The sequence below is a fragment of the Mycolicibacterium sp. 624 genome (genome assembly GCF_040548615.1).
Lineage (GTDB): Bacteria > Actinomycetota > Actinomycetes > Mycobacteriales > Mycobacteriaceae > Mycobacterium.
This window is the reverse complement of sequence record NZ_JBEPRZ010000005.1, coordinates 289,174-315,297: the sequence shown is the minus strand read 5'-3', so window position 1 is coordinate 315,297 and position 26,124 is coordinate 289,174. Positions and strand designations below refer to the sequence as shown.

23 protein-coding genes and 1 riboswitch are annotated in these 26,124 nt (G+C 64.1%); of the genes, 17 read left to right on the top strand and 6 right to left on the bottom strand.

Going from position 1 to position 26,124, the window contains the following annotated elements:
* The first annotated feature begins 7 nt into the window (after positions 1-7).
* Positions 8-1,573: a long-chain-fatty-acid--CoA ligase gene (locus ABIA65_RS21050; RefSeq protein ID WP_241401062.1), complete on the top strand. Its 1,566-nt coding sequence runs from the start codon at positions 8-10 to the stop codon at positions 1,571-1,573.
* A 42-nt stretch (positions 1,574-1,615) separates the two neighbouring features.
* Here ABIA65_RS21050 and ABIA65_RS21045 read toward each other — a convergent pair whose 3' ends face one another.
* Genes ABIA65_RS21045 through ABIA65_RS21035 form a run of 3 tightly spaced genes read right to left on the bottom strand, consistent with a single transcriptional unit; the run spans position 1,616 to position 4,589 of the window.
* Complete coding sequence (locus ABIA65_RS21045; protein WP_241401061.1) at positions 1,616-2,257, bottom strand: GntR family transcriptional regulator; 642 nt, start codon at positions 2,255-2,257, stop codon at positions 1,616-1,618.
* A 17-nt stretch (positions 2,258-2,274) separates the two neighbouring features.
* Positions 2,275-3,099 (bottom strand): NAD-dependent epimerase/dehydratase family protein, encoded by an 825-nt coding sequence (locus tag ABIA65_RS21040; protein WP_241401060.1) that lies wholly within the window; start codon positions 3,097-3,099, stop codon positions 2,275-2,277.
* Positions 3,100-3,140: 41 nt separating this feature from the next.
* Positions 3,141-4,589 carry an NAD-dependent succinate-semialdehyde dehydrogenase gene (locus tag ABIA65_RS21035; RefSeq protein ID WP_354524803.1) on the bottom strand — a complete coding sequence of 483 codons (1,449 nt, stop codon included), beginning with the start codon at positions 4,587-4,589 and terminating at the stop codon, positions 3,141-3,143.
* An 82-nt stretch (positions 4,590-4,671) separates the two neighbouring features.
* Here ABIA65_RS21035 and ABIA65_RS21030 point away from each other — a divergent pair, with 82 nt between their 5' ends.
* Genes ABIA65_RS21030 through ABIA65_RS20995 form a run of 8 tightly spaced genes read left to right on the top strand, consistent with a single transcriptional unit; the run spans position 4,672 to position 12,804 of the window.
* Positions 4,672-5,931: a M24 family metallopeptidase gene (locus ABIA65_RS21030; protein WP_241401058.1), complete on the top strand. Its 1,260-nt coding sequence runs from the start codon at positions 4,672-4,674 to the stop codon at positions 5,929-5,931.
* A gap of 35 nt (positions 5,932-5,966) precedes the next feature.
* A complete protein-coding gene (locus ABIA65_RS21025) occupies positions 5,967-6,776 on the top strand; it encodes a substrate-binding periplasmic protein (RefSeq protein WP_241401057.1) in 810 nt (269 codons plus the stop codon).
* Positions 6,777-6,784: 8 nt separating this feature from the next.
* Positions 6,785-7,462, top strand: a complete 678-nt coding sequence (locus ABIA65_RS21020; protein ID WP_241401056.1) for an amino acid ABC transporter permease — start codon at positions 6,785-6,787, stop codon at positions 7,460-7,462.
* A complete protein-coding gene (locus ABIA65_RS21015; RefSeq protein ID WP_354524802.1) occupies positions 7,459-8,250 on the top strand; it encodes an amino acid ABC transporter ATP-binding protein in 792 nt (263 codons plus the stop codon). The genes ABIA65_RS21020 and ABIA65_RS21015 overlap by 4 nt, the downstream gene beginning before the upstream one ends.
* Complete coding sequence (locus ABIA65_RS21010) at positions 8,247-9,371, top strand: NAD(P)/FAD-dependent oxidoreductase (RefSeq protein ID WP_354524801.1); 1,125 nt, start codon at positions 8,247-8,249, stop codon at positions 9,369-9,371. The genes ABIA65_RS21015 and ABIA65_RS21010 overlap by 4 nt, the downstream gene beginning before the upstream one ends.
* Positions 9,372-9,421: 50 nt before the next feature.
* Complete coding sequence (locus ABIA65_RS21005) at positions 9,422-10,507, top strand: threonine aldolase family protein (protein WP_354524800.1); 1,086 nt, start codon at positions 9,422-9,424, stop codon at positions 10,505-10,507.
* The gene (locus ABIA65_RS21000; protein WP_354524799.1) at positions 10,507-11,814 is read left to right on the top strand and encodes an MFS transporter; all 1,308 of its coding nucleotides are present in this window, start codon (positions 10,507-10,509) and stop codon (positions 11,812-11,814) included. The genes ABIA65_RS21005 and ABIA65_RS21000 overlap by 1 nt, the downstream gene beginning before the upstream one ends.
* A complete protein-coding gene (locus ABIA65_RS20995; protein WP_241401051.1) occupies positions 11,815-12,804 on the top strand; it encodes a phosphotriesterase family protein in 990 nt (329 codons plus the stop codon).
* A gap of 46 nt (positions 12,805-12,850) precedes the next feature.
* Here the strand turns inward: ABIA65_RS20995 and ABIA65_RS20990 are convergent, their stop codons facing one another.
* The gene (locus ABIA65_RS20990) at positions 12,851-13,756 is read right to left on the bottom strand and encodes a DMT family transporter (RefSeq protein ID WP_241401050.1); all 906 of its coding nucleotides are present in this window, start codon (positions 13,754-13,756) and stop codon (positions 12,851-12,853) included.
* 101 nt (positions 13,757-13,857) lie between these two features.
* On the opposite strand from ABIA65_RS20990, the gene ABIA65_RS20985 reads away from it, so the two are divergent.
* Together ABIA65_RS20985 and ABIA65_RS20980 are read left to right on the top strand one after the other, a co-directional pair.
* Complete coding sequence (locus ABIA65_RS20985) at positions 13,858-14,802, top strand: LysR family transcriptional regulator (RefSeq protein ID WP_354524798.1); 945 nt, start codon at positions 13,858-13,860, stop codon at positions 14,800-14,802.
* A gap of 28 nt (positions 14,803-14,830) precedes the next feature.
* A complete protein-coding gene (locus ABIA65_RS20980) occupies positions 14,831-15,595 on the top strand; it encodes an SDR family NAD(P)-dependent oxidoreductase (protein WP_241401048.1) in 765 nt (254 codons plus the stop codon).
* 21 nt (positions 15,596-15,616) lie between these two features.
* On the opposite strand, the gene lipA is transcribed toward ABIA65_RS20980, so the two are convergent.
* Complete coding sequence (gene lipA, locus ABIA65_RS20975) at positions 15,617-16,540, bottom strand: lipoyl synthase (protein WP_354524797.1); 924 nt, start codon at positions 16,538-16,540, stop codon at positions 15,617-15,619.
* A gap of 281 nt (positions 16,541-16,821) precedes the next feature.
* Positions 16,822-16,912, top strand: a riboswitch (glycine riboswitch).
* Positions 16,913-17,171: 259 nt separating this feature from the next.
* Between lipA and gcvP the strand changes: the two genes are divergently transcribed.
* The 6 genes from gcvP to pdxS are packed head-to-tail and all read left to right on the top strand — an operon-like array spanning position 17,172 to position 25,090.
* Positions 17,172-19,979, top strand: a complete 2,808-nt coding sequence (gene gcvP, locus ABIA65_RS20970) for an aminomethyl-transferring glycine dehydrogenase (RefSeq protein WP_354524796.1) — start codon at positions 17,172-17,174, stop codon at positions 19,977-19,979.
* Positions 19,976-21,088 (top strand): glycine cleavage system aminomethyltransferase GcvT, encoded by a 1,113-nt coding sequence (gene gcvT, locus ABIA65_RS20965; protein WP_241401045.1) that lies wholly within the window; start codon positions 19,976-19,978, stop codon positions 21,086-21,088. The genes gcvP and gcvT overlap by 4 nt, the downstream gene beginning before the upstream one ends.
* A 34-nt stretch (positions 21,089-21,122) precedes the next feature.
* Positions 21,123-21,524 carry a glycine cleavage system protein GcvH gene (gene gcvH, locus ABIA65_RS20960; protein WP_241401044.1) on the top strand — a complete coding sequence of 134 codons (402 nt, stop codon included), beginning with the start codon at positions 21,123-21,125 and terminating at the stop codon, positions 21,522-21,524.
* A complete protein-coding gene (gene glyA, locus ABIA65_RS20955; protein ID WP_354524795.1) occupies positions 21,521-22,789 on the top strand; it encodes a serine hydroxymethyltransferase in 1,269 nt (422 codons plus the stop codon). The genes gcvH and glyA overlap by 4 nt, the downstream gene beginning before the upstream one ends.
* 4 nt (positions 22,790-22,793) lie before the next feature.
* A complete protein-coding gene (locus ABIA65_RS20950; RefSeq protein ID WP_354524794.1) occupies positions 22,794-24,176 on the top strand; it encodes an L-serine ammonia-lyase in 1,383 nt (460 codons plus the stop codon).
* Between the two features lie 11 nt (positions 24,177-24,187).
* On the top strand, positions 24,188-25,090 hold the full coding sequence (gene pdxS, locus ABIA65_RS20945; RefSeq protein WP_354524793.1) for a pyridoxal 5'-phosphate synthase lyase subunit PdxS: 903 nt from the start codon (positions 24,188-24,190) through the stop codon (positions 25,088-25,090).
* 29 nt (positions 25,091-25,119) lie between these two features.
* Here the strand turns inward: pdxS and ABIA65_RS20940 are convergent, their stop codons facing one another.
* Positions 25,120-26,016 carry a LysR family transcriptional regulator gene (locus ABIA65_RS20940; RefSeq protein WP_354524792.1) on the bottom strand — a complete coding sequence of 299 codons (897 nt, stop codon included), beginning with the start codon at positions 26,014-26,016 and terminating at the stop codon, positions 25,120-25,122.
* Positions 26,017-26,124 lie beyond the last annotated feature (108 nt).

Below are 26,124 nucleotides of genomic sequence, written 5' to 3'. Positions count from 1 at the left end.
CTCGGCCATGTCGGACCTGCCTCACCCCCGATTCCTCGATGAGCGCGTGGCCCACTGGGCCAAGACCAAACCCGATGACGATGCCATCACCTACCTGGGTCGCACGTGGACGTGGTCGCAGTTCCACGACCGCATCCGGCGGCTCGCGGGTGCGCTGGCGCAGCGCGGCATATCGCGTGGCGACGTCGTGGCATTCCTCGACAAGAACCACCCCGCCTGCGTCGAGCTGACGATCGCCGCGGCGTCGCTTGGCGCGGCCACTGCCATCATCAACTTCCGGCTGGCGGCCGACGAGATGGACTACGTGCTCAACGATTCCGGCGCCAAGCTGCTGATCGTCGGGTCGGAGTTCGCGGCGGGAATCGACAAGATCCGAGACAAGCTCACCGCGGTGACCGAGATCGTGGTGGTGACACCGGAGGGCGAGGACGGCGACGAGTACGAGGCGATGCTGGCGGCGGCAACACCGGTCGATCGCTCGCCCGACGTGCAGTCCGATGACGTCGCCATCATCATGTACTCGTCGGGCACCACGGGGCGGCCGAAGGGTGTCGCCCTGACCCAGGCCAATGTCATCGCGCACACCATCAACGCGTTCGAGGGCTGGACGCTGGGGCCAGAGGACAAGAGCCTCGTCGCGATGCCGCTGTTCCACGTCGGCGGCACCTCCTACATGCAGTTCGGCCTGCACAACGGCGCGCCGACGTACATGACGCGCGATGTCGACGGCGCCGCACTGGCTGGCGGCATTCTGGCCGGCGCCAACCGAACGTTCCTGGTTCCCGCCGTGCTGGCCAAGGTGCTGGAGTCGGGTGAGGACGCGGTGAAGCTCTTCGGCGCGTTGAAGACCTACGCCTACGGCGCGTCACCGATGCCGTTGCCGCTGTTGCGTTCTGCGTTGCAGGCGTGGCCGGATACCGAGTTCATTCAGGTATACGGGCTCACCGAGGTGTGCGGTGTGATCAGTCTCCTCGGTGGCGACGACCACCGCTCCGGGGACGAGGACCGGATGGTCAGCGCGGGCAAGGTCATCTCCGGCGCGGAGGTTCGGGTTGTCGACCCCGACACGCTCGAAGACGTCGCCGATGGCGCGCAAGGCGAATTGTGGTTCCGGACACCGCAGTTGATGAAGGGCTACCACGGTAAGCCGGAGGCGACCGCTGAGGCGATCACATCCGATGGCTGGTTTCGCACCGGTGACATCGGCCGGGTCGATGCCGACGGTTTCATCTTCGTCGAGGACCGGCTCAAGGACATGATCATCACCGGTGGCGAGAACGTGTACTCCATCGAGGTGGAGCGCGTACTGGCCGAACATCCCGCCATCGTCGAGGTCGCGGTGATCGGTGTGCCCGACGACAAATGGGGCGAGGCGGTGAAAGCCATTGTCGCACTTGAGGGTGAGGCCACCGATCAGGAGATCATCGGGTGGGCCCGCGAGCGCCTTGCCGCCTACAAGTGCCCGAAGACCGTCGACATCGTTGATGCGCTGCCCCGTAACCCCACCGGCAAGATCCTCAAGAAGGACCTGCGTAAGCCGCACTGGGAGGGCCGCGACCGCGCCACTGTCTGAATCGTGACTGGCGTGACGGGGCCTCGGACCGACGCATGGAAGCTAGTCATCGCCGTCTTCCGGGAGGCGCTGAAAATTCTTGATTGTCGCGGCTGCGGCGCCCTCAGCGTCGCCGTTCTTGACGGCGTCGATGATGGCGGCGTGTTCTTGGCCTGACTTCTGGTCAGGCCCACGATTCCGCATGTACAGCCGCTTCGCACGGTTGAAGAGCGTCTGCAGATTGTCGACCTCGGAGATCAGGAATCTATTGTTCGTCCGATTCACCAGAACAAAGTGAAAGTTCATGTCGGCGACGGCTGCCGCCGTCCAGTCATTGGCGTCGGCGGCCGCGACCAGTTTGCTGTTGAGTTCCTCCATCAGACTGACATCGGCGGCGGTTGCCAGAGGTGTCGCGAGCCGTGCCGCCACTGCCTGTAGTGCCCCGAGTGGGGCGAGGATCTGTTCAACGTCGTCTCCCATGCTTGGCGCGACGGATGGTCGCCTACGAGGAGGCGCGTGAACCAATCCGACTTTCTCGAGCTGGATCAACGCTTCCCGGACCGGCGTACGACTGATTCCGCAGAGACTCGCGACGGTGGCGTCGTCGATGATTTGGCCGGGCTTCAGTTCTCCCGAGACGATCGAAGCCTTGAGGTAGTCGTAGGCCGTCTCGCGAGCCGACTTGACGACGGGAGGCTCAGTCATGGCGCCAATATATAGTATTACAGTCCCTCTGATCGCGTTAGGTGCTTTTGCCGCGTCAGGGTGAACTCTGGTGTCGCGAACACGCCGCCCTGGGGTTCGAGCGGGTCGCCCGTGATCGAGCCCGCGAATGATTCCGCGTTGTCACGTGGGACAAACCCGATGGCGGCACCTGGCTCGAGGTCCCACCACAGGTGCGTGTTGTTCGAGACGGCGTAGAACGTGGTGAAGGTGTACTGCGCCTCGACCGCCGCGCGGAAGGCTGCGGTGCAGTCACCTGGGCTCAACCAGGTGTGGAGTTCACGCGGCGTGGTCGGCTTCTGCTCGAAACTTCCGATTCGTAGGCAGGCGACCTCTAGGCCGAACTTGTCTGTGTAGAGCCGGCAGAGCGTCTCGGTGGCGGCCTTCGTGACGCCGTAGAGCCCGTCTGGGCGGTAGGGGTCCTCGCAGGTGACAACATGACCGGTGGGGTAGAAGCCGGTGGCGCGGTTACTGCTCGCGTAGACGACTCGGCGAACTGAGTTCAGCCGCGCGGCCTCCAAGAGGTGGTAGGTGCCGACGATGTTGACCTCTGCGAGATCGTGAAAGTCCGCCTCATCCGCAAGGCCTCCGAGATGGATGATGCCGTCTACGCCGGCGAGGGCCTCTTGTAGCGCGTTGAGGTCGCGCAGGTCGACTGTGACGACGCGCTCATGGGCTGCGGGGTCCTCGATAGCGTTGATGTCCAACAGGATTAACTCGTCGAAGGAGTCCGCGAGGGTTGCTCTGAGGTGGCGGCCGACACTGCCGGCGGCGCCGGTCATCGCCCAGCGACGGATGGTGGATGGACTGGCATCGTTTGTCATTGGCATGTCTTTCATGAGCGTGGTCGGGGGAGTGCTTATGGTCAGTGCGAAGCGATTGGCACGCTGATGAGTTTCTGCTCGAGAAACTCGTCGATACCTGTCAGGCCGCCTTCGCGCCCGACCCCGGATTCTTTGATGCCGCCGAAGGGGATCGCCGGGTTGGAGACGATTCCGGTGTTCAACCCCACCATTCCCACAGCCAGCCTTTCGGAAGCCCGGAACGCCCGGTCGAGGTCGGTGGTGAACACATAGCCGGCCAGACCCCACGGTGTGCTGTTGGCGATCTCGATCGCCTCAGCTTCGGTCTCGAAGGTCTGAACCGAGGCGATCGGCCCGAAGATCTCCTCGTTGACGATCGGGCTGCCGTGGGGGACACCAGTCAAAACCGTTGGGCTGTAGAAGTATCCGTCGCGTTCGGGGGATGTGCCGCCGATGAGAGTGCTCGCCCCACGGGATTGGCTGTCGCGTACCAATCGGTCCACCTTCTCCCGCGCCTGCTGGTCGATCAGTGGCCCGACGTCGATGCCATCGTCCAATCCGTCGCCTACGCGCAGCTGTCCCATCCTGGCGGCGAAACGTGTGCTGAACTCATCCGCGATGGGCGCCGCGACCAGAAAGCGGTTGGCCGCAGTGCATGCCTGACCCATGTTCCGCATCTTGGCATCCATCGCGCCGTCGACCGCGCGGTCCACGTCGGCGTCGTCGAAGACGATGAAAGGCGCGTTGCCGCCGAGTTCGAGGGAGGTCCGGACTATCCGCGGGCCGCATTGTTCGAGGAGTATCCGACCGACAGCGGTGGAACCGGTGAACGAGAGCTTTCTGATGTCTCCGCTGTGCAGCAGCGGGCGCACCACTTCGGCAGCCGTGCTGGTGGGGATGACGTTCAGCACGCCAGCCGGAATGCCGGCTTCGATGAAGATCTCGGCGAGGGCCAGGCTTGACAATGGGGTTTGCGGCGCGGGTTTCAGAACCGCTGTACAGCCCGCTGCTAGCGCCGGACCGATCTTGCGTGCGGCCATTGCTATCGGAAAGTTCCACGGCGTGATCAGAAGTGCCGGTCCGACCGGCTCCTTTCGGACCATCCAGCGCGACAGCCCGTCATTGCTGTCACGAAACTCGCCGGTGATCCGCACTGCGGCCTCGGAGAACCAGCGCAGGAATCCGGCCGCGTAGCGGACTTCTGCGTGGGCCTCGAGTAGAGGCTTGCCCATCTCGAGCGTCACTATCCTGGCCAGCCGCCCACTACGGGACAACACCAGTTCGTATGCCCGATAAAGCATGTCGGACCGAGTCTGAGGCGAGGTTCGCGACCATTGTTCCTGAGCCTGCACCGCAGCCGCGACCGCTAGCGCGGCATCGGCGACACTGGCGTCGGCGACGTCCGCCAGGGCACGGCCCGTCGCCGGGTTGTCCACCGCCAGAGTCCTATTGAACTCTGCCTCGCGCCACTGGCCGTGGATGAGTAGCCGTGATTCCAGTACGTCGGTCAAGTCGATCGTTCCTCTCCTGCGGGCCACATGAATTTGGCGCTCCCACTAGACGATGTACACCATACTATATATAGTGCGGAGTATGACGCAGATCACCAGTGCTTTCGGTCACGCCCCAGCCTCATTTGCCCACCGTCGTCGCGCAGGCGTCTACTTCAATGGTGCGCAGTGCGCACGTGAACTGGCCACGCTGGACTTGAACGGCGTAGTGACAACGACGGTGGAGAACATCGTCTATCTCACTGGATACGACCACTGGCCGCTGCGGACGTTTCGCGATCACGGCGTCTACGCCGTGGTGAACGCTGACGGTCGCCGTGGGCTCGTCGCACCGCTCAACGCGGGGGAGTACCTGGCGACCGCAGAGCTCGAAGACTGCTTTCTGGTGACCTATGGCGACTTCTTCGTGACGTTGTCCCCGGACGGTGAACTCTCAGACCTCGACCGCCACTGGCAGTCGATGCGGACAGGGGTACCGCACTTCCCGGATGCGCTGGCAGCACTTGACGCCGTTGTCGCCGAGGCGGGACTTGGCTCCGGTGAACGCCTGGCAGTCGACGGGCGGGGCATCGACCTTGCGACGCTTCGCCGTCTGGGAGACCGATACCCATTTGTCGCCGATGTCGACGGCAACGCCGTGCTGCAGCGAGTGCGCAGAATCAAGACGCCGGACGAGGTCACCCTGCTAGCCGACGTCGCACGCAGGACCGAATGCGCCATGGAGTCCGTCTTCCGCAGCGCCGAGATCGGATCATCTGAGACGGATCTGTGGACGCACTACCAACATGCGTGCATCGACGCCGGGATCGTCCCCGGCCATTGCGAGGTCAACATCGGCGGCCGAGCCAGCGGCTGCTTCCCTCCAGACGGCGAGGTGCGGGTACAGCACGGAGACACGATCCGAATTGACTGCGGCGGACGCTTCGCCGGCTACAGCTCCGACACCGGACGCAACGCATGCATCGGTCCGATGTCACCTCGAATCAAATTGGCCGAGAAAGCGATCCACGCGGGAATAACCGCCATGTTCGAGATGGCGGCACCAGGCGTGCGAGTCGTCGACCTCGTCGCGCGGGGATTGGAGACGGTGCGGGCCAACGGCATCTCGGACTTCCGCAGGCATCACTTGGGACATGGAATCGGCCTCGATATGTACGAGTTCCCGGTCTTGAGTCCCACGCAGTCGCCCGACGTTGTCCTAGTCGAGGGCGAAGTGCTGAACTTCGAGGTGCCCTTCTACGAGATGGGCACCGGAGGCCTGCAGATCGAGGACACGGTCCTCGTCACGAACACGGGCGTCGAAGTTCTCACCACTTGCGACCGCCTCGCATTCTCCATCTGAAAATCCAACGTCCACAACAGAAACGAGACAGTGCCATGAAAACCACCAAGGCTCTACTCGCGCTCGCCGCAGCGAGTGCCCTCGCGCTGGCGGGCTGCGGGAGTTCGCCGTCCGAACGCTCTGCGGAAGGGCTGAGAGGGCAGACCATCGCGGTCGCCTACGACGCCGACAGTCCTCCTTTCATCTCCGTGGAAGGCCGCACACTGTCAGGCTTCGACGTCGACGTCATCGATGAGGTCGCGAAGCGGTCGGGGTTCACTCTGGAGCAAAAGCCTCTCCCGTTCGACGGCGTGCTACCCGCGCTTCTGGCCGGCCAGGCCCAGATCGGTGCAGCGTCGATGTCCATCACGGACAAGCGTAGGGAAGTGGTGGACTTCTCGACGCCCTACTTCCGGACCGGCATTGTCCTTGCGACGCGGCCGGATTCACCGGTACAGAGTGTCGAAGACCTCAAGGGTCGCAGCGTTGCGGTGAAGACGGGCTCCAACAACTCGCTCTACATGGAACAGCTGCCGTTCGCCGCCGAAATTGAAATTCATCGCTACAACACCACCAACGACCAGCTCGCTGCGGTACTCAGTGGCGTCGACGATGCTGTTGCCAACGACGGGGCAATCCTCGACTTCTTCATCGCCAAGCAGGGGGCGGGAAAGCTGGAGGTCCGCGGGCCTCTGCTGACCAAAGACAATTACGGCTACGCCGTGCCGAAGGACCGCCCCGACGTCAAGGAAGCCATCGACACCAGCTTGCTGGCAATGGTGGAGGACGGCACCTACTCGAAGATATACCAGAAGTACTTCGGTAAAGAACCTGAGGCTTCGTCCCTGCCAGGCAATCTCGACTAGGCGCCCACATGCCGAACTTACTGGACTTCTGGTTGCAGTCCCTTCCGGCCCTCCTCGACGGCGCGCAGGTCACGTTATTTCTCACCGTTTTTGGCAGCCTTATCGCCCTAGTGATTGGGTCGGTGTGCGGAACGGTGACGGCGTTCAAGGTGCCCGTCCTCAAGACGGCGGTGCTCTGCTACGTCGAGGTCATCCGCGGGACACCGCTGATCGTGCAGATCTTCTTCCTGTTCTTCGGTCTCCCTATCATCACCGGAGAAGCGCTGCCGGCGACGACAGTTGGGCTCATCGCGATAGGTGCGCACTACGGCGCCTACATCAGCGAAGTGGTCCGGGGTGCCATTCAGGGAGTGCCCGTCGCGCAATACGAGAGCGCGCGATCACTCGGGATGTCGTGGAGCCGGTCGTTGCGGACCGTCATCGCACCGCAGGCGCTGCTGCACGGGCTTCCTGGGATCGGCAACCAACTGGTCATGTGTCTCAAAGACACCTCGTTGTTGGCTGTCGTCGGCGTGACCGAGCTGACCCGAGAGGGCCAGATCATCATCGCCAACTCCTTCAGGGCGTTCGAGGTATGGATTCTCGTTGCCATGCTCTACTTCGTCATGACCAGCGTGTTGAGCTTCGCGATCCGGCGTGCAGAACGGCATCTCGGAAAGTTTCTTCCCGAAAGTGCAATGCAATGACCAACATTGAACAGAAGGCTGTGAACCCGCTCGCGGTCCGCATCAGTGACCTGTCAGTCGCGTACGGATCCAACACAGTCCTGAACGGGATCGATCTGGACGTCGCCAAGGGGCAGGTGTTGTGTCTTATCGGGCGTTCCGGCTGTGGTAAATCGACGCTGCTGCGCACCATGAACGGACTGGCCAAGGCCAACTCTGGCAGCATCGACATACTCGGCCGCCGGATGGACAAGGACACCAATTTCGACGACCTGCGAACCAGCGTCGGAATGGTCTTCCAGAGCTACAACCTGTTCCCTCACATGCGGGTGATTGACAACGTCGCCGTCGGCCCGCGCAAAGTACTGAAACGCAGTAAGCAGGAAGCCCGCGACATCGCCAGGAAGCAGCTCGAACACGTCGGGCTGGCTGAGAAGGCCGACCACTGGCCTTCTCAGCTGTCCGGCGGTCAACAGCAGCGGGTAGCCATCGCACGCTCGTTGGCGATGAATCCCCAGTTGCTGCTTCTCGACGAAGTCACTGCCGCTTTGGATCCCGAAACCGTGGGCAGCGTCCTCGCTGTGATCCGGGGCCTGGCCAAGGACGGCATGACAATGGTGTTGGTCACCCATGAGATGTCCTTCGCGTATGAGGTGAGCGACCTGGTTGCCTATCTCGAAGGTGGCAAAGTCATCGAAATCGGCAGTGCAAAAGAGCTTTTGACGCAGCCGAACGATGACCGTACGCGTAAGTTCCTGACCCGGACCCTCCCCGCGGCAGCGATTCCCCCGTTGGAGGTACCCAAGTGACGAAAAGCAGTGTCCTGGTCGTTGGCGCGGGCATTCTCGGTAGCTGGACGGCATCGGCGCTGGCGTCGAGAGGTTTTGAGGTCACACTCGTCGATCAGTTCGCACCGGGTAACGCCCGGGCGTCCTCGGGCGGCGAGAGCCGCACGATCCGTTTCGCCCACGGTTCCGATGAGCTGTTGACCGAATGGTCGATGCAGTCGGTGCACCATTGGCAGGAACTCGACCGCGGCTGGCATGAGCCGCTCCAGGCGACCGCAGGGGCCACCTGGTTGATTCGTGACGGCGAGGATGACGGCTGGGAGACAGCATCAGCATCGACATTGGCGCGCTGCGGCGCGAAGTATCGGTGGCTCGACACCGATGAGATCCAAAGCATATACGGCAGAACAGCTATCCGTGGATTCAGACGGGGGCTGCACGAGCCTGACGCCGGTCTTCTGTATGCGCGCCGTTCAGTGCGGGCGATCGTGGCCAGGTGCCGTGAGCAGGGGGTCACCGTTGCGACGTCACACGCGCGGCCGGGAGCCGACGGTCGGGTTGTTCTCGCGGACGGTTCGCACATCGAGCGAGATCACGTCGTATGGGCCTGCGGGCCCTGGCTCGGCCAGCTCTTCGACGATGTGACGGTCACCGCACTGCGCCAACACATCTACTACTTCGGTGGCGCGCAGCTCGGGCTTGATCAGATGCCGTTATGGCTCGACCGCACGTCGATGGTGTACGGCAGTGGCGACCTGACTGGCCGCGGAATCAAGATCAACACGGACCGCGAATTCGTGGAAGCGGATCTCGACTGCGGCGACCGGCTCGCGGACACCGCTACGTTGGCGTGGCTGCGTCGCTATCTGAGCGAACACTTCCCGGGCCTCGCTGACCGACCGGTCACCGGATCCGAGACCAATCAGTACGAGATGTCAGTCAATGGCGACTTCATCATCGACCGGCTGCCCGGGGAGACGTCCTGGTGGATCGTCGGCGGCGGCTCTGGCCAGGGGTTCAAGCACGCGCCCATGATCGGGGCCGAAGCCGCCAATCTGCTCGCCGGGGGCGCCCCGACGACCTCTCGGTTCTCACTGCAAGCACCGCGTGCCCACTCGGAGTCGGCAAGCGTATTCGGCTGAGCACGCTCAAGCCGATTGACAGCACCCGTAACCACCACCAAGGAGTGTTCATGACTTCAGCGACACACACTGCCGCTGCCAGCAACGTTGTCGATCTCGGATCCGATACGCAGACGCGGCCGTCCAAGCCGATGCGAGAAGCGATCGCCAATGCGGTTGTGGGCGACGAGCAGTCCTTCAGCGACCCCACCACCCGAGCGCTCGAAGAGCGAGTCGCCGACCTGTTGGGCCATGAGGCCGGCGTATTCCTCCCATCGGGCACCATGTGCAACGAGATCGCGGTCCGGCTACACACTGGCACCGGGGGAGACGAGGTCCTCGCCGACGCCTCCTCGCACCTCATCAATGCCGAGGCCGGTGGTCCGGCCGCGCTGTCGGGCGTCGTGCTCACCGGACTGCGTGGCGATCGAGGAGTGTTCAGCGCCGCACAGGTCACTTCGGCCATCCGGCGTACGAGCCGTTACTCCCCGCGGACCGCCCTGCTGTGTGTGGAACAGACAGCCAACGCGGGAGGGGGGCGGGTGTGGACGGTTGACCAGATCCGCTCGGTCGTGGACGTGGCCAAGCAGCACAATGTGGCCACCCACCTCGACGGGGCACGGCTACTGAACGCCACGGTGGCCAGCGGCTCCGCGCCGGACCAGTTCGCCGGCATCTTCGACACCGCGTGGCTGGACTTCTCCAAAGGGCTCGGCGCTCCGGTGGGAGCTGTGCTCGTCGGCTCCCGCGAGATGATCGATGAAGCCTGGCGGTACAAGCAGATGTGGGGCGGTGCCATGCGGCAGTCCGGCATCATCGCCGCGGCGGCCCTCTACGCGCTGGATCACAACGTCGACCGGCTGAAGGACGACCATGACAACGCGCGCACACTGGCCGAAGGTCTGGCTCAGCTCGACGGTGTCGACCTCGACCCCGCCCACGTCGAGAGCAACATCGTCTACTTCGAAGTGCCGGACGCTCCAGGTTTCGAACGAGCCCTGTTTGATCTCGGTGTGATCATGAACGCCAAGGGGCCCCGGCGAGTGCGGGCGGTTACCCACCTCGACGTCTCCGCGGCGGATATCAAGCGTGCCATCGACGCTGCGGCCGTCGCGCTGGAGACAACCGGTCGGTCGGAAGCGGGTACGGTCCTCTGATGGCCGCATCTCTCGCGGACGACGCACTGACCACCACACAGAGCAGGCGTCGAGCGATTTCGGCCAGCGCGATCGGCACTGCTCTGGAATGGTTCGACTTCAGCGTGTACGCCGCGCTGGCGACCGTCATCGGCGCACAGTTCTTCGACAGCGACAACCCGACGCACTCGTTCCTGGCCGCGGTAGCCGTGTTCGGCGTGGGGTTCCTGTTCCGTCCCTTGGGAGCGCTGTTCTTCGGCCACATCGGCGATGTGTACGGACGCCACAGGGCATTGGCGCTGACGATCATCATCATGGGGCTGTCGACGTTGTTGCTCGCAGTGGCGCCCAGTCGTGAGGCCGCCGGAATCCTGGGGCCCATCATCCTGGTACTGGCCCGTATCGGGCAGGGATTCTCGGCCGGCGGCGAGTTCGCTGGTGGCGCTGCGTTCATCGTCGAGTACGCGCCGAGGAGGAGCCGGGGTCTCTACGGAAGCATCCACTACATGGCGCTGATCTTCGGCAACCTCATGGGTGCTGCCCTGGTCGCGGTGTTGTTCCATACCCTCTCTGAAGAGCAGATGTCTGACTTCGGCTGGCGGATTCCTTTTGTCACAGGCGTTTTCGTCGCGATGCTGGGGTTCTGGATGCGCAGGCGGCTCGCCGACACACCGGCGTTCACCAGCGAGAAGGTCGTGCGGGAATCCAACCCCTTGGCGGTTGTCGCAAAGACGCACAAGCTGCGGGTGCTGCAGGGCGCTGGACTGGTGGTCGGCTTCACGATCGCCAACTATGCCTACGTCAACATGCAGGGTTTCATCGTCACCTTCGGCGATCTGCCCGCCACGACGGTCAGCGTGATGTACAGCGCTTCACTGGTCGTTCAGATCGCGCTCATCGGCGCCTTCGGAGCACTGTCCGATCGAGTGGGGCGGCGCCCGGTACTGCTGGCCGGAAGCGTGGCGATGGCGGTTGTGGTGCTTCCGGCCTTCTGGTTGGTCACCAGCGGTCAGGCTGGTCTTGCATTCCTGGGGCTGGTGCTGATGGCGGTATCGATCGGCATGTACGCGGGCCCCTTCACCACGGCGATCACCGAGATGATGCCCGTGGAAACGCGATACAGCCTCATCTCAATTGCGTACGGCCTTGCGGTCGCCATATTCGGCGGAACGGCGGGTTTTGTTGTCGCCTACCTCAGGGAGGTGACCGGTGCCTCCGTGGCTCCCGCCTTCTTCTGCATCGCCGCAGCGATCGTCACGCTCGTCGCGGTACTGACCCTGCGAGAGACTGCCCCGGGACATGACCGACGAGCGGAAGAGGAGGTCTAAATGTCCGCTGTGACAACAATTGACGGTGAGATAGACAGTGCTGAACTCGGCCTGACCCTGATGCACGAGCACCTCATGATCAACCAAATGCGAGAGCAACGCCGCATCGGTCTCGTCCACGACCGTGACGTGCTCCTGGCGGAACTTGAGGAGTACAGAAAGGCAGGCGGTCGGACAATCGTCGAGCTGACATCGGGTGAGTTGGCCAAAGGCGCCGCAGCGGATCCGGCGCTGGTCTACCGCGCGGGCGCGAATGATGCTGAGGGTTCACATACCCGCGGAGTGGCTCACATCCTTGACCTGCAGTCACTTTCGCGCGACTCCGGGGTGCACATCGTCGTCGGCACGGGTCACTATCGAGACCCCTATCTGGACAAGCAGTGGTTCGACGAGCACTCGGTGGACCAGATAGCGAGCTTGCTCGTGCGTGATCTCGAGGAGGGCTTCCCCGGAACGACCGTCCGAGCCGGAATCATCGGCGAAATCGGCAGCGACAAGTGGTTCATCTCGGCTGCCGAGGAGCGTTCGTTCCGAGCGGCTGCTCGAGCCAATCTGAGGACGGGCAGCGTTATCACGACCCATGCCGCGAGATGGCCGGTGGGGATCGAGCAGCTCAACATCCTGAAATCGGAAGGAGTGGACCCGACTCACGTGATCATTGGGCACTGCGACTCGGTGCCGATCCCCGAGTATCACATCGATATTGCCAAGTCGGGAGCGTGGGTCCAGTTCGACGGAATTCGAAGCGTGCTCGGTGATCAGCTTCGACGAAGAGTTGACTGGGTTGTCGACCTGTGCAGAGCAGGTTATCTGTCACGAATTCTTCTCAGCCACGATGTGTGCACGCTGGACGACCTGAGTGCATACGGCGGCTGCGGGTTCACGTTCGTGCCGACAGTGTTCCGAGATGCCCTCATCGAAGCGGGACTCAACGACTCCGAAGTCGAACAGCTGCTGGTCCACAACCCTGCGCGCGCGCTCTGCGGGTGAACCACACCTGCCGTCCGGCAGTGGGCTCGGCGAGCCCAGGCATGGGTCAGTCGACGTCGTGGTCTCTGGCGCGGTACACCGAGACGGCCCACACCGCGCCAATCAAGAGGGTGCAGCCTAAAAGCTGACTCGCCGAGGGGCGTTCGCCCAGGATCAGCATGCCTGTCGCAACGAAAAGAGCAGGTTGCAGCATGAGAAGTGATGCACCGACGAAAGGGGGTAGCCGTGCTAGGCCAGATCCCACCAACATCCAACCGCACACCTGGCTGCATACAGCAAGCGCCAGCAGCCAGCCCATCGCAGGCCAGCCGGGCGTCCACTCGAATCCTCCGAACGGAAGCCCCGCGAGCGCTCCCGTCAATCCAGCCGCGACAGTGATGACAAAAAGCTTTGTGGCGGGTCGGCCAGCGGGGCCGGCGCGGCCTGCGATCAAAATGTATGTGGCGAAACCCATTCCGGCCGCCAAGGCGAGACTGGCGCCCAACAGGGGAACACCACCAGGTGCCTGCGCCCGGAAAGCGCCGCTGGCCAGGCCCACGCCTGCCATCAGAAACGGTGTGACGAGCACAAACCGCCGCGGAATGCGGGTGCGGAACAGCACCCAGCTTATCGCGGGGACCAGGACGACCTGCACGTTGGTGATGACGGTAGCCATCCCGGTGCCGATGAGGTGCATCGACTGAGTCCACAAGGCGAAGTCGATACCCAACGCCGCGCCGGCCAGGAAATGGAAACCGGCTGTGCGCCATGGAATCCAACCCTGTCTACGGATCTCGTATAGGGCAAGAAGTGCGATGAACGGCAATGCCAGAAGGCAGCGAAAGGCTGTGGACGTGGACGGTGACACACCGGACATGTCAATGAAGACGCCTGTCATCGAAATGAATAGCGAGCCGATGATGACCGCGGTCCGCGGATCGATTCCACCTCGTGCGCGCGGCTCGCCGTTCAATGAGATCGCGGAGGGTCTTACTGCCATTCTGCCAATTCTGCGGGGACCGAGGCACCCGCACAATCAACCATCTCAGAGGTGAATCATGCACGACTACTTACGTGTTGAACACTGACCGGCTGCGGACGCTGTGCGCCGTATCTGATCATGGTTCGATCTCGGCGGCCGCCGTCCGGCTTCATATCACCGCGTCTGGTGTATCCCAACAACTAGCCAAACTCGAGAACGAACTGGGTGTACCGCTACTCGAGCACGTCGGCCGTGGCGTTCAACTGACCCACGCGGGCCGACTCCTGGTTCGTCGAGGACGCACAATCCTGTCGTTGATGGCGGAGGCGGAGCACGCCCTGGCATCCCTCGAACACGACGCCATCGGTGAACTGCGGCTCGGCTCGTTTCCATCCGCATGCCGAATCGTGCTGCCACAGGCCATCAGCCATCTGCGCTCACACCATCCGGCGCTCGATCTCTCGTACCGCTCAGGTACCACCGACGCTTTGCTACACGCCTTGCGAAGAAACGAGGTCGACCTGGTGGTTGCAGAGAGTCTGGTGACAATGCCGCTGCATCTACCAGACGATGTGGTGCACCAACACCTCCATGACGACGTCGTTGAAGTGGCACTCGCGGCGGGTCACCCGCACGCCACCGCCGATGGCGTGACGCTTGCCGACCTGGCGGACATGACGTGGGTCACCTGGCGGAGGAATGAGGTGTTCCATACCTGGTTGGAGCAGACGTTGCGAAAAGCCGGCCTGGAACCGGCTATTCCCTTCGAGGTGCCGGACTTCTCGGCCCAGCTGGAACTCGTGTCCAACAATCTTGCGGCAGCTCTCATACCTCGCCTCATCCGCGCCTGGGTGCCTGACCGCGTTGCCGTCCTTCCTGTGTTGCCGACGCTCAAGCGGGAGATTCTCGCGTTGACGAGGCGAGACGACGGACGTCCATCTGTCCGCGTCGGGTTGGAGGCAATGGTTCACGCGTTCTCCACATTGGCGCAGTTCGAGGTGTGTGAACGGGTCATCCGCAGTCCCGAAGACGAGTGAAACGACGAGAACCAGTGAGGGAAAGTGCATGAAGCAGTCAGCACAGATGGTGAACGGACGCCGTTTACTCGGTAAGACAGCAATTGTCACGGGTGGCGCCAGAGGCATGGGTGCCGCACATGCGGAACGACTTGCCAGGGAGGGCGCCTACGTGATCATGGCCGACGTTCTCGACGACGTCGGTGCCGAGGCAGCGGGTCGGCTGCAGCAGGAGGGGCTCAACTGCGAGTTCCGACATTTGGACGTGACGTCACAGCAAGACTGGGCCACGACGGTCGGTCACGCTGTCGAAATCACCAGTCGTCTCGATGTTCTCGTGAACAATGCGGGCGTCGTGCACACCAACGCTCTGTTGGAGGAGCCGCTCGACCAGTGGAACACCGCCTTCGCGGTCAACACCACCGGCCCTCTGATCGGCATACAACAGGTGGCCCCGGCGATGAAGGCCGCATACGGCGGATCGATCATCAACATCGCTTCCACCTATGGGCTGGTGGGTGCAGCAGGCTACGTCGCCTACTGCGCAACCAAGGCAGCGCTTATCGGAATCACCAAGGTCGCCGCAATCGAACTCGCGCCAGACGGCGTACGTGTGAATGCGATCTGCCCTGGCGGCGTGCAGACGGATATGAACCGCACGAACCCACGGGGCAGTGTCATCGAGCGCACCCCGATGGGGCGCCGCGCCGATGTGTCCGAAATATCTGGTGCGGTCGTCTATCTGGCGTCCGACGATGCCTCCTTCACGACCGGAGCAGTCCTTGCTGTCGACGGCGGCTATCTAGCGCGTTGACCACACCTTCGCCGGGCGACCTCATTGCGTCGCGGCTACCGCTTGCGCGTGGAGGCGACCCGCACGATAGGACGATCTGACCAGCGGGCCAGACATGACGCCCAGGAGTCCGATCTCACGCGCGATCGATTCGAGCATGATGAACTCCTCGGGTTTGACCCAGCGATGCACGGGATGATGACGCGCCGAAGGCCGAAGATACTGCGTGATAGTGACGAGTTGGCATCCCGCCCCGTGCAGGTCGGTCAAGGCCGCGACGACCTCCTCGGTGGTTTCGCCAAGCCCGAGAATGAGATTGGACTTGGTAAGCAGGCCCGCTTCGCGCGCCATGGTGATCACGTGCAGCGAACGCTTGTAGCTGAAGCCGGGTCGTACGCGTCGGAAGATCCGAGGGACAGTCTCGACGTTGTGCGCCAGAACCTCTGGGGCGGAGGAGAAGACCTCGTTCAGCTGGGTGGTGTCGGCGTTGAAGTCGGGGATCAGTACCTCCACTCCGGTGCCCGGGCAGCGTCGGTGAATCTGTCGAACTGTCTCGGCGTACAGCCAAGAGCCGCCGTCGGGCAGGTCGTCGCGCGCAACACCGGTGACGGTCGCGTAGCGCAAGCCCATGGTGGCCACCGACTCGGCGACGCGTCTGGGCTCGTCGCGGTCCAACGCCGTCGGCTTGCCTGTGTCGATCTGGCAGAAGTCGCACCGCCGGGTGCACTGGTCACCGCCGATCAGGAAAGTCGCCTCACGATCCTCCCAGCACTCGAAAATGTTGGGACAACCCGCTTCTTGGCACACGGTGTTGAGTTTGCGCTCCTTCACCTGGCTCAACAGCTCTTGGTACTGCGGGCCGGTGCGTACCGACACCTTCATCCACGGGGGTTTGCGCTCGAGGGGAGTCTGGGCGTTGCGGACCTCCAGGCGCAGAAGACGACGCCCTTCATTGTTGACCGACATGGTGCTCCTTGCACGGCAAATGTGATGGCGAACGTCGCGCGGACGTAGGTCATTGGGATCGGAAGTCTCAGCGAGACAGATGAACTGGACGGGGGACCACGCGGTTCCCAGATAGTCCTAGAGGCGTTCGCACGTGTGCGGTCACGGAAACGACACCCTGCACGATGCCAAACGAACATCGTCGTTGGCAAGACGGACGCCGCGTCGAACCCGTCCGAACTTCGGTAGTGACAAACCATGGCGTGGTGTGTAGCGTCACCCACCACAACTCAATACGCCATTGATGCGCAGCGGGAGAATCTCCTTCGGGAGACGCCGTAGGAGCAAATTCCTCCCCGGGAATCTCTCAGGCCCCAGCACCGCCGCGCAGAGGCAACTCTGGAGAACAGGACCGGTCTCACAGCCGGTACTTACCGAAGGTGTAGAGCCCGCCGAGAAGGCGCGCGCAGACTCTCAGGTTTCAGGACAGAGCGGGGAGGTGTCCTTTTAGCGATGTCCGGTGCGGTCCGGGCACTGTCGAAACCGGAGCCACCTCGTGTCAGCCAGTTCTCGCCACACGGCGCAAATCACCGCCTCAGCAGGCGATTTCCCATCCCGGCACATCGGACCGAGCGCTTCGGCCACGCACCACATGCTCGACACACTGGGATACCCGTCCCTCGACGAGCTGATCGACGCCGCTGTACCTCAGCAGATCCGAAACCGCGAGGTCATGCACCTGCCGGCGGCGCGATCAGAACAGCAGGTCCTGGAGGATCTGCGCGCACTGGCCGCCCAGAACCACACCCGCGTGCAGATGATCGGGCTGGGCTATCACGACACCATCACACCGGCAGTGCTGCGGCGCAACATGCTGGAATCGCCGGCCTGGTATACCGCCTACACCCCGTACCAGCCGGAGATCTCCCAGGGCCGACTCGAAGCACTGCTTACGTTTCAGCAGGTCATCGAGGATTTGACGGCACTACCGCTGGCAGGAGCGTCGCTGCTGGACGAGGCCACCGCCGTGGTGGAAGCGATCCTGCTCATGCGTCGTGCCAACAAGGCGAAGTCCGATGTGGCCCGGGTCGTCGTCGATGCCGACTGCCTGCCCCAGACGTTGGCCGTGGTCCGTGGCCGAGCCGCCGCTGTCGGCATCGATGTCCTCGTCGCCGACCTCGGCGACGGCCTACCCGATGGGGACCTGTTCGGTCTCGTGCTGCAGGCACCTGGTGCCAGCGGTGTCGTCCGAGACCTCGAGCCGCTGATCACCGCAGCTCACCAGCGTGGCGCGTTGGCCGCCGTCGCGGCCGACCTGCTGTCGTTGACCCTGCTGGTCCCGCCCGGCGAACAGGGCGCCGACATCGCGGTGGGCTCAGCGCAGCGCTTCGGTGTGCCGCTGTTCTTCGGCGGACCGCACGCCGGTTACATGGCGGTGCGCGACGGTCTTGAGCGGATGCTGCCGGGAAGGCTGGTGGGCGTCTCGATCGACGCCGACGGAGCCCCGGCCTACCGGCTCACCCTGCAGACTCGCGAACAGCACATCCGACGTGACAAGGCGACCAGCAACATCTGCACGGCGCAGGCGCTGCTGGCCAACGTGGCGGCGATGTACGCGGTCTACCACGGCCCAGAAGGTCTGCGCGCCATCGCCAAACGCGTGCACGCTCACGCCAGGGCCATCGCGACGAGCCTGCACGCCGCCGGTCACCACGTGGTTCACGAGGCAATCTTCGACACCGTCCTGGTCCGCGTGCCGGGTCAGGCACGCGACATCGTCGTACGTGCCGAACTCGCGGGCATCAACCTGCGTCTCGTCGATGCGAACCACGTTGCGATCGCCTGCAACGAGTGCACCACCGACGAGGTCGTCGCCAAGGTCACGGCCGTGTTCGGTGCCGGTGAACCCCACGCCGCCCAGTGGCAGCTGCCTAGCGCCGCGCTTCGCACCACTGCGTACCTGCAGCACAACGTTTTTCACGCACACCGCTCCGAAACCGCCATGATGCGCTTCCTGAGGAAACTGTCGGACAAGGACCTCGCGCTGGATCGGACGATGATCCCGCTGGGGTCGTGCACGATGAAACTCAACTCCGCCGTCGAGATGGAGCCGATCAGCTGGCCGGGCTTCGCCGGTATTCACCCGCATGCACCTCGGGATCAGACGCTGGGCTATCAGAAGCTGATCGCCGACCTGCAGACCTGGCTTTCCGAGATCACCGGGTACGACAACGTGTCGTTGCAGCCCAATGCCGGGTCGCAGGGCGAACTCGCCGGGCTGCTGGCGATCAAGGCCTACCACGACAGCCGTGGTGAATTCGACAGGGACGTGTGCCTCATCCCGCAGTCGGCGCATGGCACCAACGCCGCCTCGGCGGTCTTGGCCGGAATGCGGGTCGCCGTGGTGGCCACCGCCGCCAATGGCAACATCGACTCGGACGACCTGCAGGCCAAACTTGCCAGTCACCAGGGCCGTGTCGCGGCGATCATGCTGACCTACCCGTCGACGCACGGAGTCTACGAGGAGGACGTTCGTACCGTCTGCGAACTCGTCCACCGGGCCGGCGGACAGGTCTATGTAGACGGGGCGAACCTCAACGCCCTGGTGGGCCTGGCCAAGCCAGGACGGTTCGGCGGCGATGTGTCACATCTGAACCTGCATAAGACGTTCTGCATACCCCACGGCGGTGGTGGACCGGGCGTCGGCCCGGTCGCCGTGCGCGCGCACCTGGCCCCCTTCCTGCCGGGTGACCCACTCGGCGACGGTGCCGCGGGGAGCCCAGTCTCGGCGGCGAACCACGGCTCGGCGGGCATTCTGCCCATCACGTGGGCCTACATCGCGCTGATGGGAGCGGACGGTTTGACCGACGCCACGAAGATGGCAGTGCTGGCCGCCAACTACGTCGCCGCGCGGCTAGATCCGCACTTCCCCGTGCTCTACACGGGGCCCACCGGTCTGGTTGCGCACGAGTGCATCCTGGATCTGCGCGGTCTGACCAAGCAGACCGGCGTCACCGCCGAAGACGTCGCGAAGCGGCTGATCGACTATGGGTTCCACGCTCCGACGCTCTCCTTCCCGGTGAACGGGACACTGATGGTCGAACCCACCGAGTCCGAGGATCTCGGCGAACTCGATCGGTTCATCGACGCCATGATCGCGATCCGCGGCGAGATCGACAGCGTCGGGGATGGCGTGTGGCCACTGGAACGCAGCCCCCTGCGCCAGGCGCCCCACACCGCTGAGCAGATCGTGGCCGACGACTGGGATCTGCCGTACTCGCGCCGGCTCGCCGCCTTCCCCGTCGCGACCTTGCGGGCAGCGAAGTACTGGTCGCCGGTGCGGCGCATCGACGGCGTCCACGGCGACCGCAACCTGGTCTGCTCCTGCCCAGCACCAGAAGCCTTTGAAATGACGACTGTTTCGACTCCGACTCCCGACCTCGAGGAAGCCCTCGTATGACCACCACCACGTCACCAGCGTCCCCGTTGCTCGCCGAACACCAGGCGTTGAACGCCCACTTCACCGACTTCGCCGGCTGGCAGATGCCGTTGAAGTACGTCAGCGAGCTCGCAGAGCACCGCGCCGTCCGATCCACCGCAGGCTTGTTCGATCTGTCCCACATGGGCGAGATCTACATCCGGGGCGCCCAAGCCGACGCCATGCTCGACCACGCCCTGGCCGGTGAGCTGTCCAAGGTTGTCGTCGGCAAGGCGAAGTACTCCCTGCTGTGCGACACCGCAGGCGGGGTCATCGACGATCTCGTCGTCTACCGGTTGGCCGACGACGAATTCCTCGTCGTCGCAAACGCATCGAACGTCGCCGCGGTGTCCGGTGAACTGGTCGACCGGGTGAAGGGGTTCGCCGCCGAGGTCGACGATCAGTCGTCCCAGACCGCGCTGCTGGCGGTCCAGGGGCCGAAGTCCCAGGACATCGTCACCCAACTCGTGCCGTCGGAGCAGGTGGCGCTCGTCGAAGACCTGAAGTACTACGCCTCGACACCGGCGACGGTGGCCGGGATCGACGTCCTGCTGGCCCGCACCGGCTACACCGGCGAAGACGGCTTCGAGTTGTACGTGCCCAACCACCAGGCGGTCGCGCTCTGGCAGGCACTGCTGGCCGCCACCACCGAGCATGGCGGCACCGCAGCGGGGCTCGCGTGCCGCGACAGTCTCCGCCTGGAGGCAGGCATGGCGCTCTACGGCCACGAACTGACCCGCGACACCAACCCCTTCGAAGCGGGACTGGGACGAGTGGTGAAGCTGGACAAGCCATTTGTGGGCAGGGACGCATTGCAGCAAGCCTCCGAGGCGCCGATCGGTCAGAAACTCGTCGGGCTCACCGGCGGTGGCCGCCGCGCCGCGCGCGCCGGGTACTCGGTGTTCGACAGCGGTGAAGCGCCGGTCGGCACCGTGACCTCCGGCGCACTGTCCCCGACACTGGGCTACCCCATCGCCCTCGCCTACGTCGACACCGCGCTCGCTGAACCCGGCACCGAAGTCAGCGTCGATATCCGCGGCACGAAGCAGCCCTTCACCGTCGTGCGCCCCCCGTTCTACCGCCGGTCCTGACGACCAGCGTCCACAACCCCCTCAAGGAGACCGCATGTCTGACACCATTCCCGACGACCGTAGCTATACCGAAGAACACGAGTGGGTTTCGCTGCCACCCGGCGCGGACTTGCCTGATGGACCCGTGCGCGTCGGTGTCACCTCCATCGCCACGGACTCACTCGGCGAACTCGTCTACGTTGAGCTGCCCGAGGTCGGCGCTGAGATCGTCGCAGGCGAGAGCTGTGGTGAAGTCGAGTCCACCAAGACGGTGTCCGAACTGTTTCCGCCGGTCACCGGTCGGGTGGTCGAGATCAACGAGGCCGTCAAGAGCGACCCCAGCATCATCACCGCAGACCCGTACGGCGAGGGCTGGTTGTTCGCCGTGCAGGCAACCGCAACGGGAACGCTTCTGACCGCTGCCGAGTACGCGGCGAAGAACGAGGCGACAGCGTGAGTGCCCTGAATCAATCACTGGCGGAATATGATCCAGACGTTGCGACACTTATCGGCAGGGAACTGGAGCGCCAGCGCACCGGCCTGGAGATGATCGCGTCGGAGAACCACGCGCCGGTATCGGTCATGCAGGCCCAGGGCTCCGTGCTGACCAACAAGTACGCCGAGGGATACCCGGGGCGCCGCTACTACGGCGGCTGCGAACACGTCGACGGGATCGAGCAGCTGGCGATCGACCGCGTCAAAGGGCTCTTTGGTGCCGAGTACGCCAACGTGCAACCGCATTCGGGTGCCACCGCCAACGCCGCGGTGATGCACGCGTTGATCAAGCCCGGCGACACCATTCTTGGCCTGTCCCTGGCACATGGGGGACATCTCACCCACGGCATGAAGATCAACTTCTCCGGCAAACTCTACAAGGTTGCCGCCTACGGAGTCTCGGAGAAGGACTACCTCATCGACATGGATGAGGTCGCGGCCGCGGCGCGCGAACACCGTCCCCAACTCATCATCGCGGGATGGTCGGCCTATCCGCGTCAGCTTGACTTCGCGCGCTTCCGCGAGATCGCCGATGAGGTCGGCGCTTACCTGATGGTCGACATGGCGCACTTCGCCGGACTGGTCGCCACAGGTCTGCATCCCTCACCGGTGCCGCATGCGCACGTGGTCACCTCCACCACGCACAAAACACTGGGCGGGCCGCGCGGTGGGATCATCCTGACCAATGACGCCGACATCGCCAAGAAGATCAACTCGGCGGTGTTTCCCGGTCAGCAGGGCGGTCCGCTGGAACACGTGATCGCCGGCAAGGCAACGGCATTCAAGATGGCCGCCGAGCCCGACTTCCGAGAGCGCCAGCAGCGTTGCATCGACGGGGCGAGAATCATCGCCGAACGCCTCAGCGCCGCCGACGCCAAGGAGGCCGGCATCGCCGTCGTCACCGGTGGCACCGACGTGCACCTGGTCGTGGTCGATCTGCGAGACGCCGCCATCGATGGTCAACAAGCCGAAGATCGACTGGAAGCCATCGGGATCACGGTCAATCGCAACGCGGTCCCCTTCGACCCGCGGCCTCCGATGGTGACGTCGGGACTCCGCATCGGCACACCCGCGCTGGCGACCCGAGGCTTCAGCACCGCCGACTTCGCGATCGTCGCTGAGCTGATCGCGCAGGCACTCATCGCCGAGGAGGGCGGCGACACCACCGACCTCGCCGCTCGCGTGCGCTCATTGGCCGATGCGTACCCGCTCTATCCGGGACTGTAAGAGCATGACCATCAGCGTGTTCGACCTGTTCTCGGTGGGTGTCGGACCGTCCAGTTCCCATACGGTGGGCCCGATGCGCGCCGCGGCGCGGTTCGTCGACGATCTGCGTCTGCTTGCGGTGATCGACAGCGTCACCTGCGTGAGCGTCGACCTCTACGGATCGCTTGCTGCAACCGGGGCCGGACACGGCACCCTGCCTGCGGTCCTCCTCGGACTCGAGGGCTGCCGTCCGGAGGAGATCGACACCGACGACATGGAACTGCGTCTGCAGGCCATGCGAAACACCGGCAGGATCAGGCTGGGCGGCGAGCGCGCGATTGCCCTGGCCGAGGATGAGATCAATCTGCACCCGCAGATCAGCCTGCCCTTCCACCCCAACGGGATGCGGCTGATCGCCTTCACGAGCGAGTACGCCGAGGTGCATCGGCAGACGTACTACTCGGTCGGTGGCGGATTCGTCGTCACGGAGGCGGAGAGTGCGCAGCCCACCGCACCCAGCCGCGGCGCGGTGTCGTTCGGCTCCGCAGAGGAACTGCTCGCGCTGACAGGGACTCTCGGATTGTCGGTGGGCGGCATCATGCTCGCTCACGAGCGCACGCTGCGCACCGAACGTGAGGTCCGTGACGGACTTCTGCACATCCGTGACGTGATGGTCGAGTGCCAGAACCGCGGTATGCAACGTGACGGACTGCTGCCGGGCGTGCTGCGGGTCCGCCGCCGGGCCCACCGGTGGTTCGAGCAACTGCAGGCCGAGGATCCCGATCGCAGGCCCGAGTTCGCCGAGGACTGGGTCAATTTGGTCGCGTTGGCGGTCAACGAGGAGAACGCCTCCGGTGGTCGCGTCGTCACCGCGCCGACCAACGGCGCGGCCGGCATCATCCCGGCTGTATTGCACTATGCGATGCACTACACCGAGTGTGGCCGCCGCGACCCGGACGACACCGCAGTGCGCTTCCTCCTGACCGCCGGCGCGATCGGTTCCCTGTGTAAGGAACGGGCGTCGATCTCCGGGGCAGAGGTCGGTTGTCAGGGCGAGGTCGGCTCGGCAGCGTCGATGGCAGCCGCCGGGTTGGCCGAAATCCTCGGCGGCACGCCCCAACAAACCGAGAATGCCGCCGAGATCGCCATGGAACACAGCCTCGGACTGACGTGTGACCCCATCGCCGGACTGGTCCAGGTGCCCTGTATCGAGCGCAACGCCATTTCGGCGGGAAAGGCGATCAACGCCGCCCGGATGGCGCTGCGCGGCGATGGTACCCATCGGGTGAGTCTCGACCAGGTTCTGGAGACCATGCGCAGCACGGGCGCGGACATGCTCACCAAGTACAAGGAGACCTCCACCGGTGGGCTTGCGATCAATGTTCCTGTGAGTTTCGTCGAATGCTGATGAGAGTGAAAATGACTGCTGCAGCAGAGGATAAGACGGTGGGATCGGCCCGCGTGAAGCGCGGTATGGCCGAGATGCTCAAGGGTGGGGTCATCATGGACGTCGTCACCCCGGAGCAGGCTCGCATCGCAGAGGCCGCAGGCGCTGTCGCCGTCATGGCGCTCGAGCGCGTGCCCGCCGATATTCGAGCCCAGGGTGGCGTATCGCGGATGAGCGATCCGGACATGATCGAGGGCATCATCGCCGCGGTCACCATCCCTGTGATGGCCAAGGCCCGCATCGGTCACTTCGTGGAGGCGCAGATCCTGGCCAGCCTCGGCGTGGACTACGTCGACGAGTCCGAGGTGCTCACCCCGGCCGACTACGCCAACCACATCGACAAGTGGAAGTTCACGGTTCCCTTCGTGTGTGGCGCGACCAACCTGGGCGAGGCGCTGCGCCGCATCACCGAGGGGGCGGCGATGATCCGCTCCAAGGGTGAGGCCGGCACCGGCGACGTCTCCAACGCGACCACCCACATGCGCACGATCCTCGGCGAGATCCGCAGGCTCAGCTCCCTGTCGACCGACGAGTTGTTCGTCGCCGCAAAGGAACTGCAGGCACCGTATGACCTGGTGGTCGAGGTGGCTCGCGCCGGCAAGCTGCCCGTCACGATGTTCACCGCCGGCGGCATCGCCACCCCGGCCGATGCCGCGATGATGATGCAGCTCGGCGCAGAGGGTGTCTTCGTCGGTTCGGGCATCTTCAAGTCCGGTGACCCCGCCGCCCGCGCCGCGGCAATCGTGAAGGCCACCACCTTCTACGACGACGCCGACGTCCTGGCCAAGGTGTCGCGCGGGCTGGGTGAGGCCATGGTCGGCATCAACGTCGAGGACATCGCGCAGCCGCATCGGCTCGCCGAACGCGGCTGGTGAGTGTGCGTACGGCAACGGAATCCACGTTGTCAGCGGAGACGGTCGCCGAGCCGGTCCTGTAGGTAGTCCACCGCCGCTCGCACTCTGCGGGGTGGTTCCGGAGTGGCCGAGTAGACGGCGTGGATGTCGGCGGGCGGTGTCTCGATGTCTGGAAGCACCTGGACGAGCGTTCCGGCGTCGAGCATCGGCCGAACGTGCCACAAGGAGCGCATCAACAGCCCGCGACCGTCCAGGCACCACTGCGTCGTGATGTCACCGTCGTTGCTGATCATGTTTCCCGCCACGCGAATTGACATCTCGTTCCCCTCGCCTCCGAACCGCCACAGCGCGAAGTCGCCCTCGTCCTGGCGTAGGACGATGCAGTTGTGGTGATCGAGGTCGCTGATCGACTCAGGAGTTCCGTGTCGCAGCAGATACTGCGGGGACGCGCATATGACCCGTCGGTTCGGGTGCAGTCTCCTTCCCGTCAACCGCGAGTCCTGCAGAGCGCCAACGCGAATCGCAATATCGAATGGCGTACCCGCGGTGGCGAAGGGTTTGGCGGATAGTTCGACGTCGACCTGGACGAGCGGGTTCTGCTCGACGAATTCCGCCAGCAGGGGAGCGATATGCGCTCTGCCAAGGCCGACTGACGAGTGAATCCGGATGCGCCCACGCAGTTGCGAGTAGTTACCCGTGACGGATTCCTCGAGCTCGGCCAACTGCGCTGCGATCACCGCCGCGCCCGCGGCGTAGCGTTCGCCTTCCATCGTTAGGGTCAGCCGTCGGGTGCTGCGCTGCACGAGGCGCACGCCGAGCCGCTTCTCGAGGTGCGCCAGTCGTTTGCTGACCGCCGAGACCGAGATGCCCATCTCCCGGCCCACCTCGGTGAGACTGGGTGATCGAGCGACCACCTCGAAGAACGCGACGTCATCGGACGTGCTCACGGTGGCTCCTCGTCTTATGTCGTATCGGGCAACTTTATCTTGCTGCCGGCGCCCTACTGGTGTGGCTTGTTGCCGAATACGGTGGTAATCGCTAACACGGTACGGCTG

Coding starts and splice junctions, on each gene's coding strand:
- ABIA65_RS21050 (WP_241401062.1), top strand. CDS start 8: ATGTCGGACCTGCCTCACCCCCGATTCCTCGATGAGCGCGTGGCCCAC.
- ABIA65_RS21045 (WP_241401061.1), bottom strand. CDS start 2,257: ATGACTGAGCCTCCCGTCGTCAAGTCGGCTCGCGAGACGGCCTACGAC.
- ABIA65_RS21040 (WP_241401060.1), bottom strand. CDS start 3,099: ATGACAAACGATGCCAGTCCATCCACCATCCGTCGCTGGGCGATGACC.
- ABIA65_RS21030 (WP_241401058.1), top strand. CDS start 4,672: ATGACGCAGATCACCAGTGCTTTCGGTCACGCCCCAGCCTCATTTGCC.
- ABIA65_RS21025 (WP_241401057.1), top strand. CDS start 5,967: ATGAAAACCACCAAGGCTCTACTCGCGCTCGCCGCAGCGAGTGCCCTC.
- ABIA65_RS21020 (WP_241401056.1), top strand. CDS start 6,785: ATGCCGAACTTACTGGACTTCTGGTTGCAGTCCCTTCCGGCCCTCCTC.
- ABIA65_RS21015 (WP_354524802.1), top strand. CDS start 7,459: ATGACCAACATTGAACAGAAGGCTGTGAACCCGCTCGCGGTCCGCATC.
- ABIA65_RS21005 (WP_354524800.1), top strand. CDS start 9,422: ATGACTTCAGCGACACACACTGCCGCTGCCAGCAACGTTGTCGATCTC.
- ABIA65_RS21000 (WP_354524799.1), top strand. CDS start 10,507: ATGGCCGCATCTCTCGCGGACGACGCACTGACCACCACACAGAGCAGG.
- ABIA65_RS20995 (WP_241401051.1), top strand. CDS start 11,815: ATGTCCGCTGTGACAACAATTGACGGTGAGATAGACAGTGCTGAACTC.
- ABIA65_RS20980 (WP_241401048.1), top strand. CDS start 14,831: ATGAAGCAGTCAGCACAGATGGTGAACGGACGCCGTTTACTCGGTAAG.
- lipA (WP_354524797.1), bottom strand. CDS start 16,540: ATGTCGGTCAACAATGAAGGGCGTCGTCTTCTGCGCCTGGAGGTCCGC.
- gcvP (WP_354524796.1), top strand. CDS start 17,172: ATGCTCGACACACTGGGATACCCGTCCCTCGACGAGCTGATCGACGCC.
- gcvT (WP_241401045.1), top strand. CDS start 19,976: ATGACCACCACCACGTCACCAGCGTCCCCGTTGCTCGCCGAACACCAG.
- gcvH (WP_241401044.1), top strand. CDS start 21,123: ATGTCTGACACCATTCCCGACGACCGTAGCTATACCGAAGAACACGAG.
- ABIA65_RS20950 (WP_354524794.1), top strand. CDS start 22,794: ATGACCATCAGCGTGTTCGACCTGTTCTCGGTGGGTGTCGGACCGTCC.
- pdxS (WP_354524793.1), top strand. CDS start 24,188: ATGACTGCTGCAGCAGAGGATAAGACGGTGGGATCGGCCCGCGTGAAG.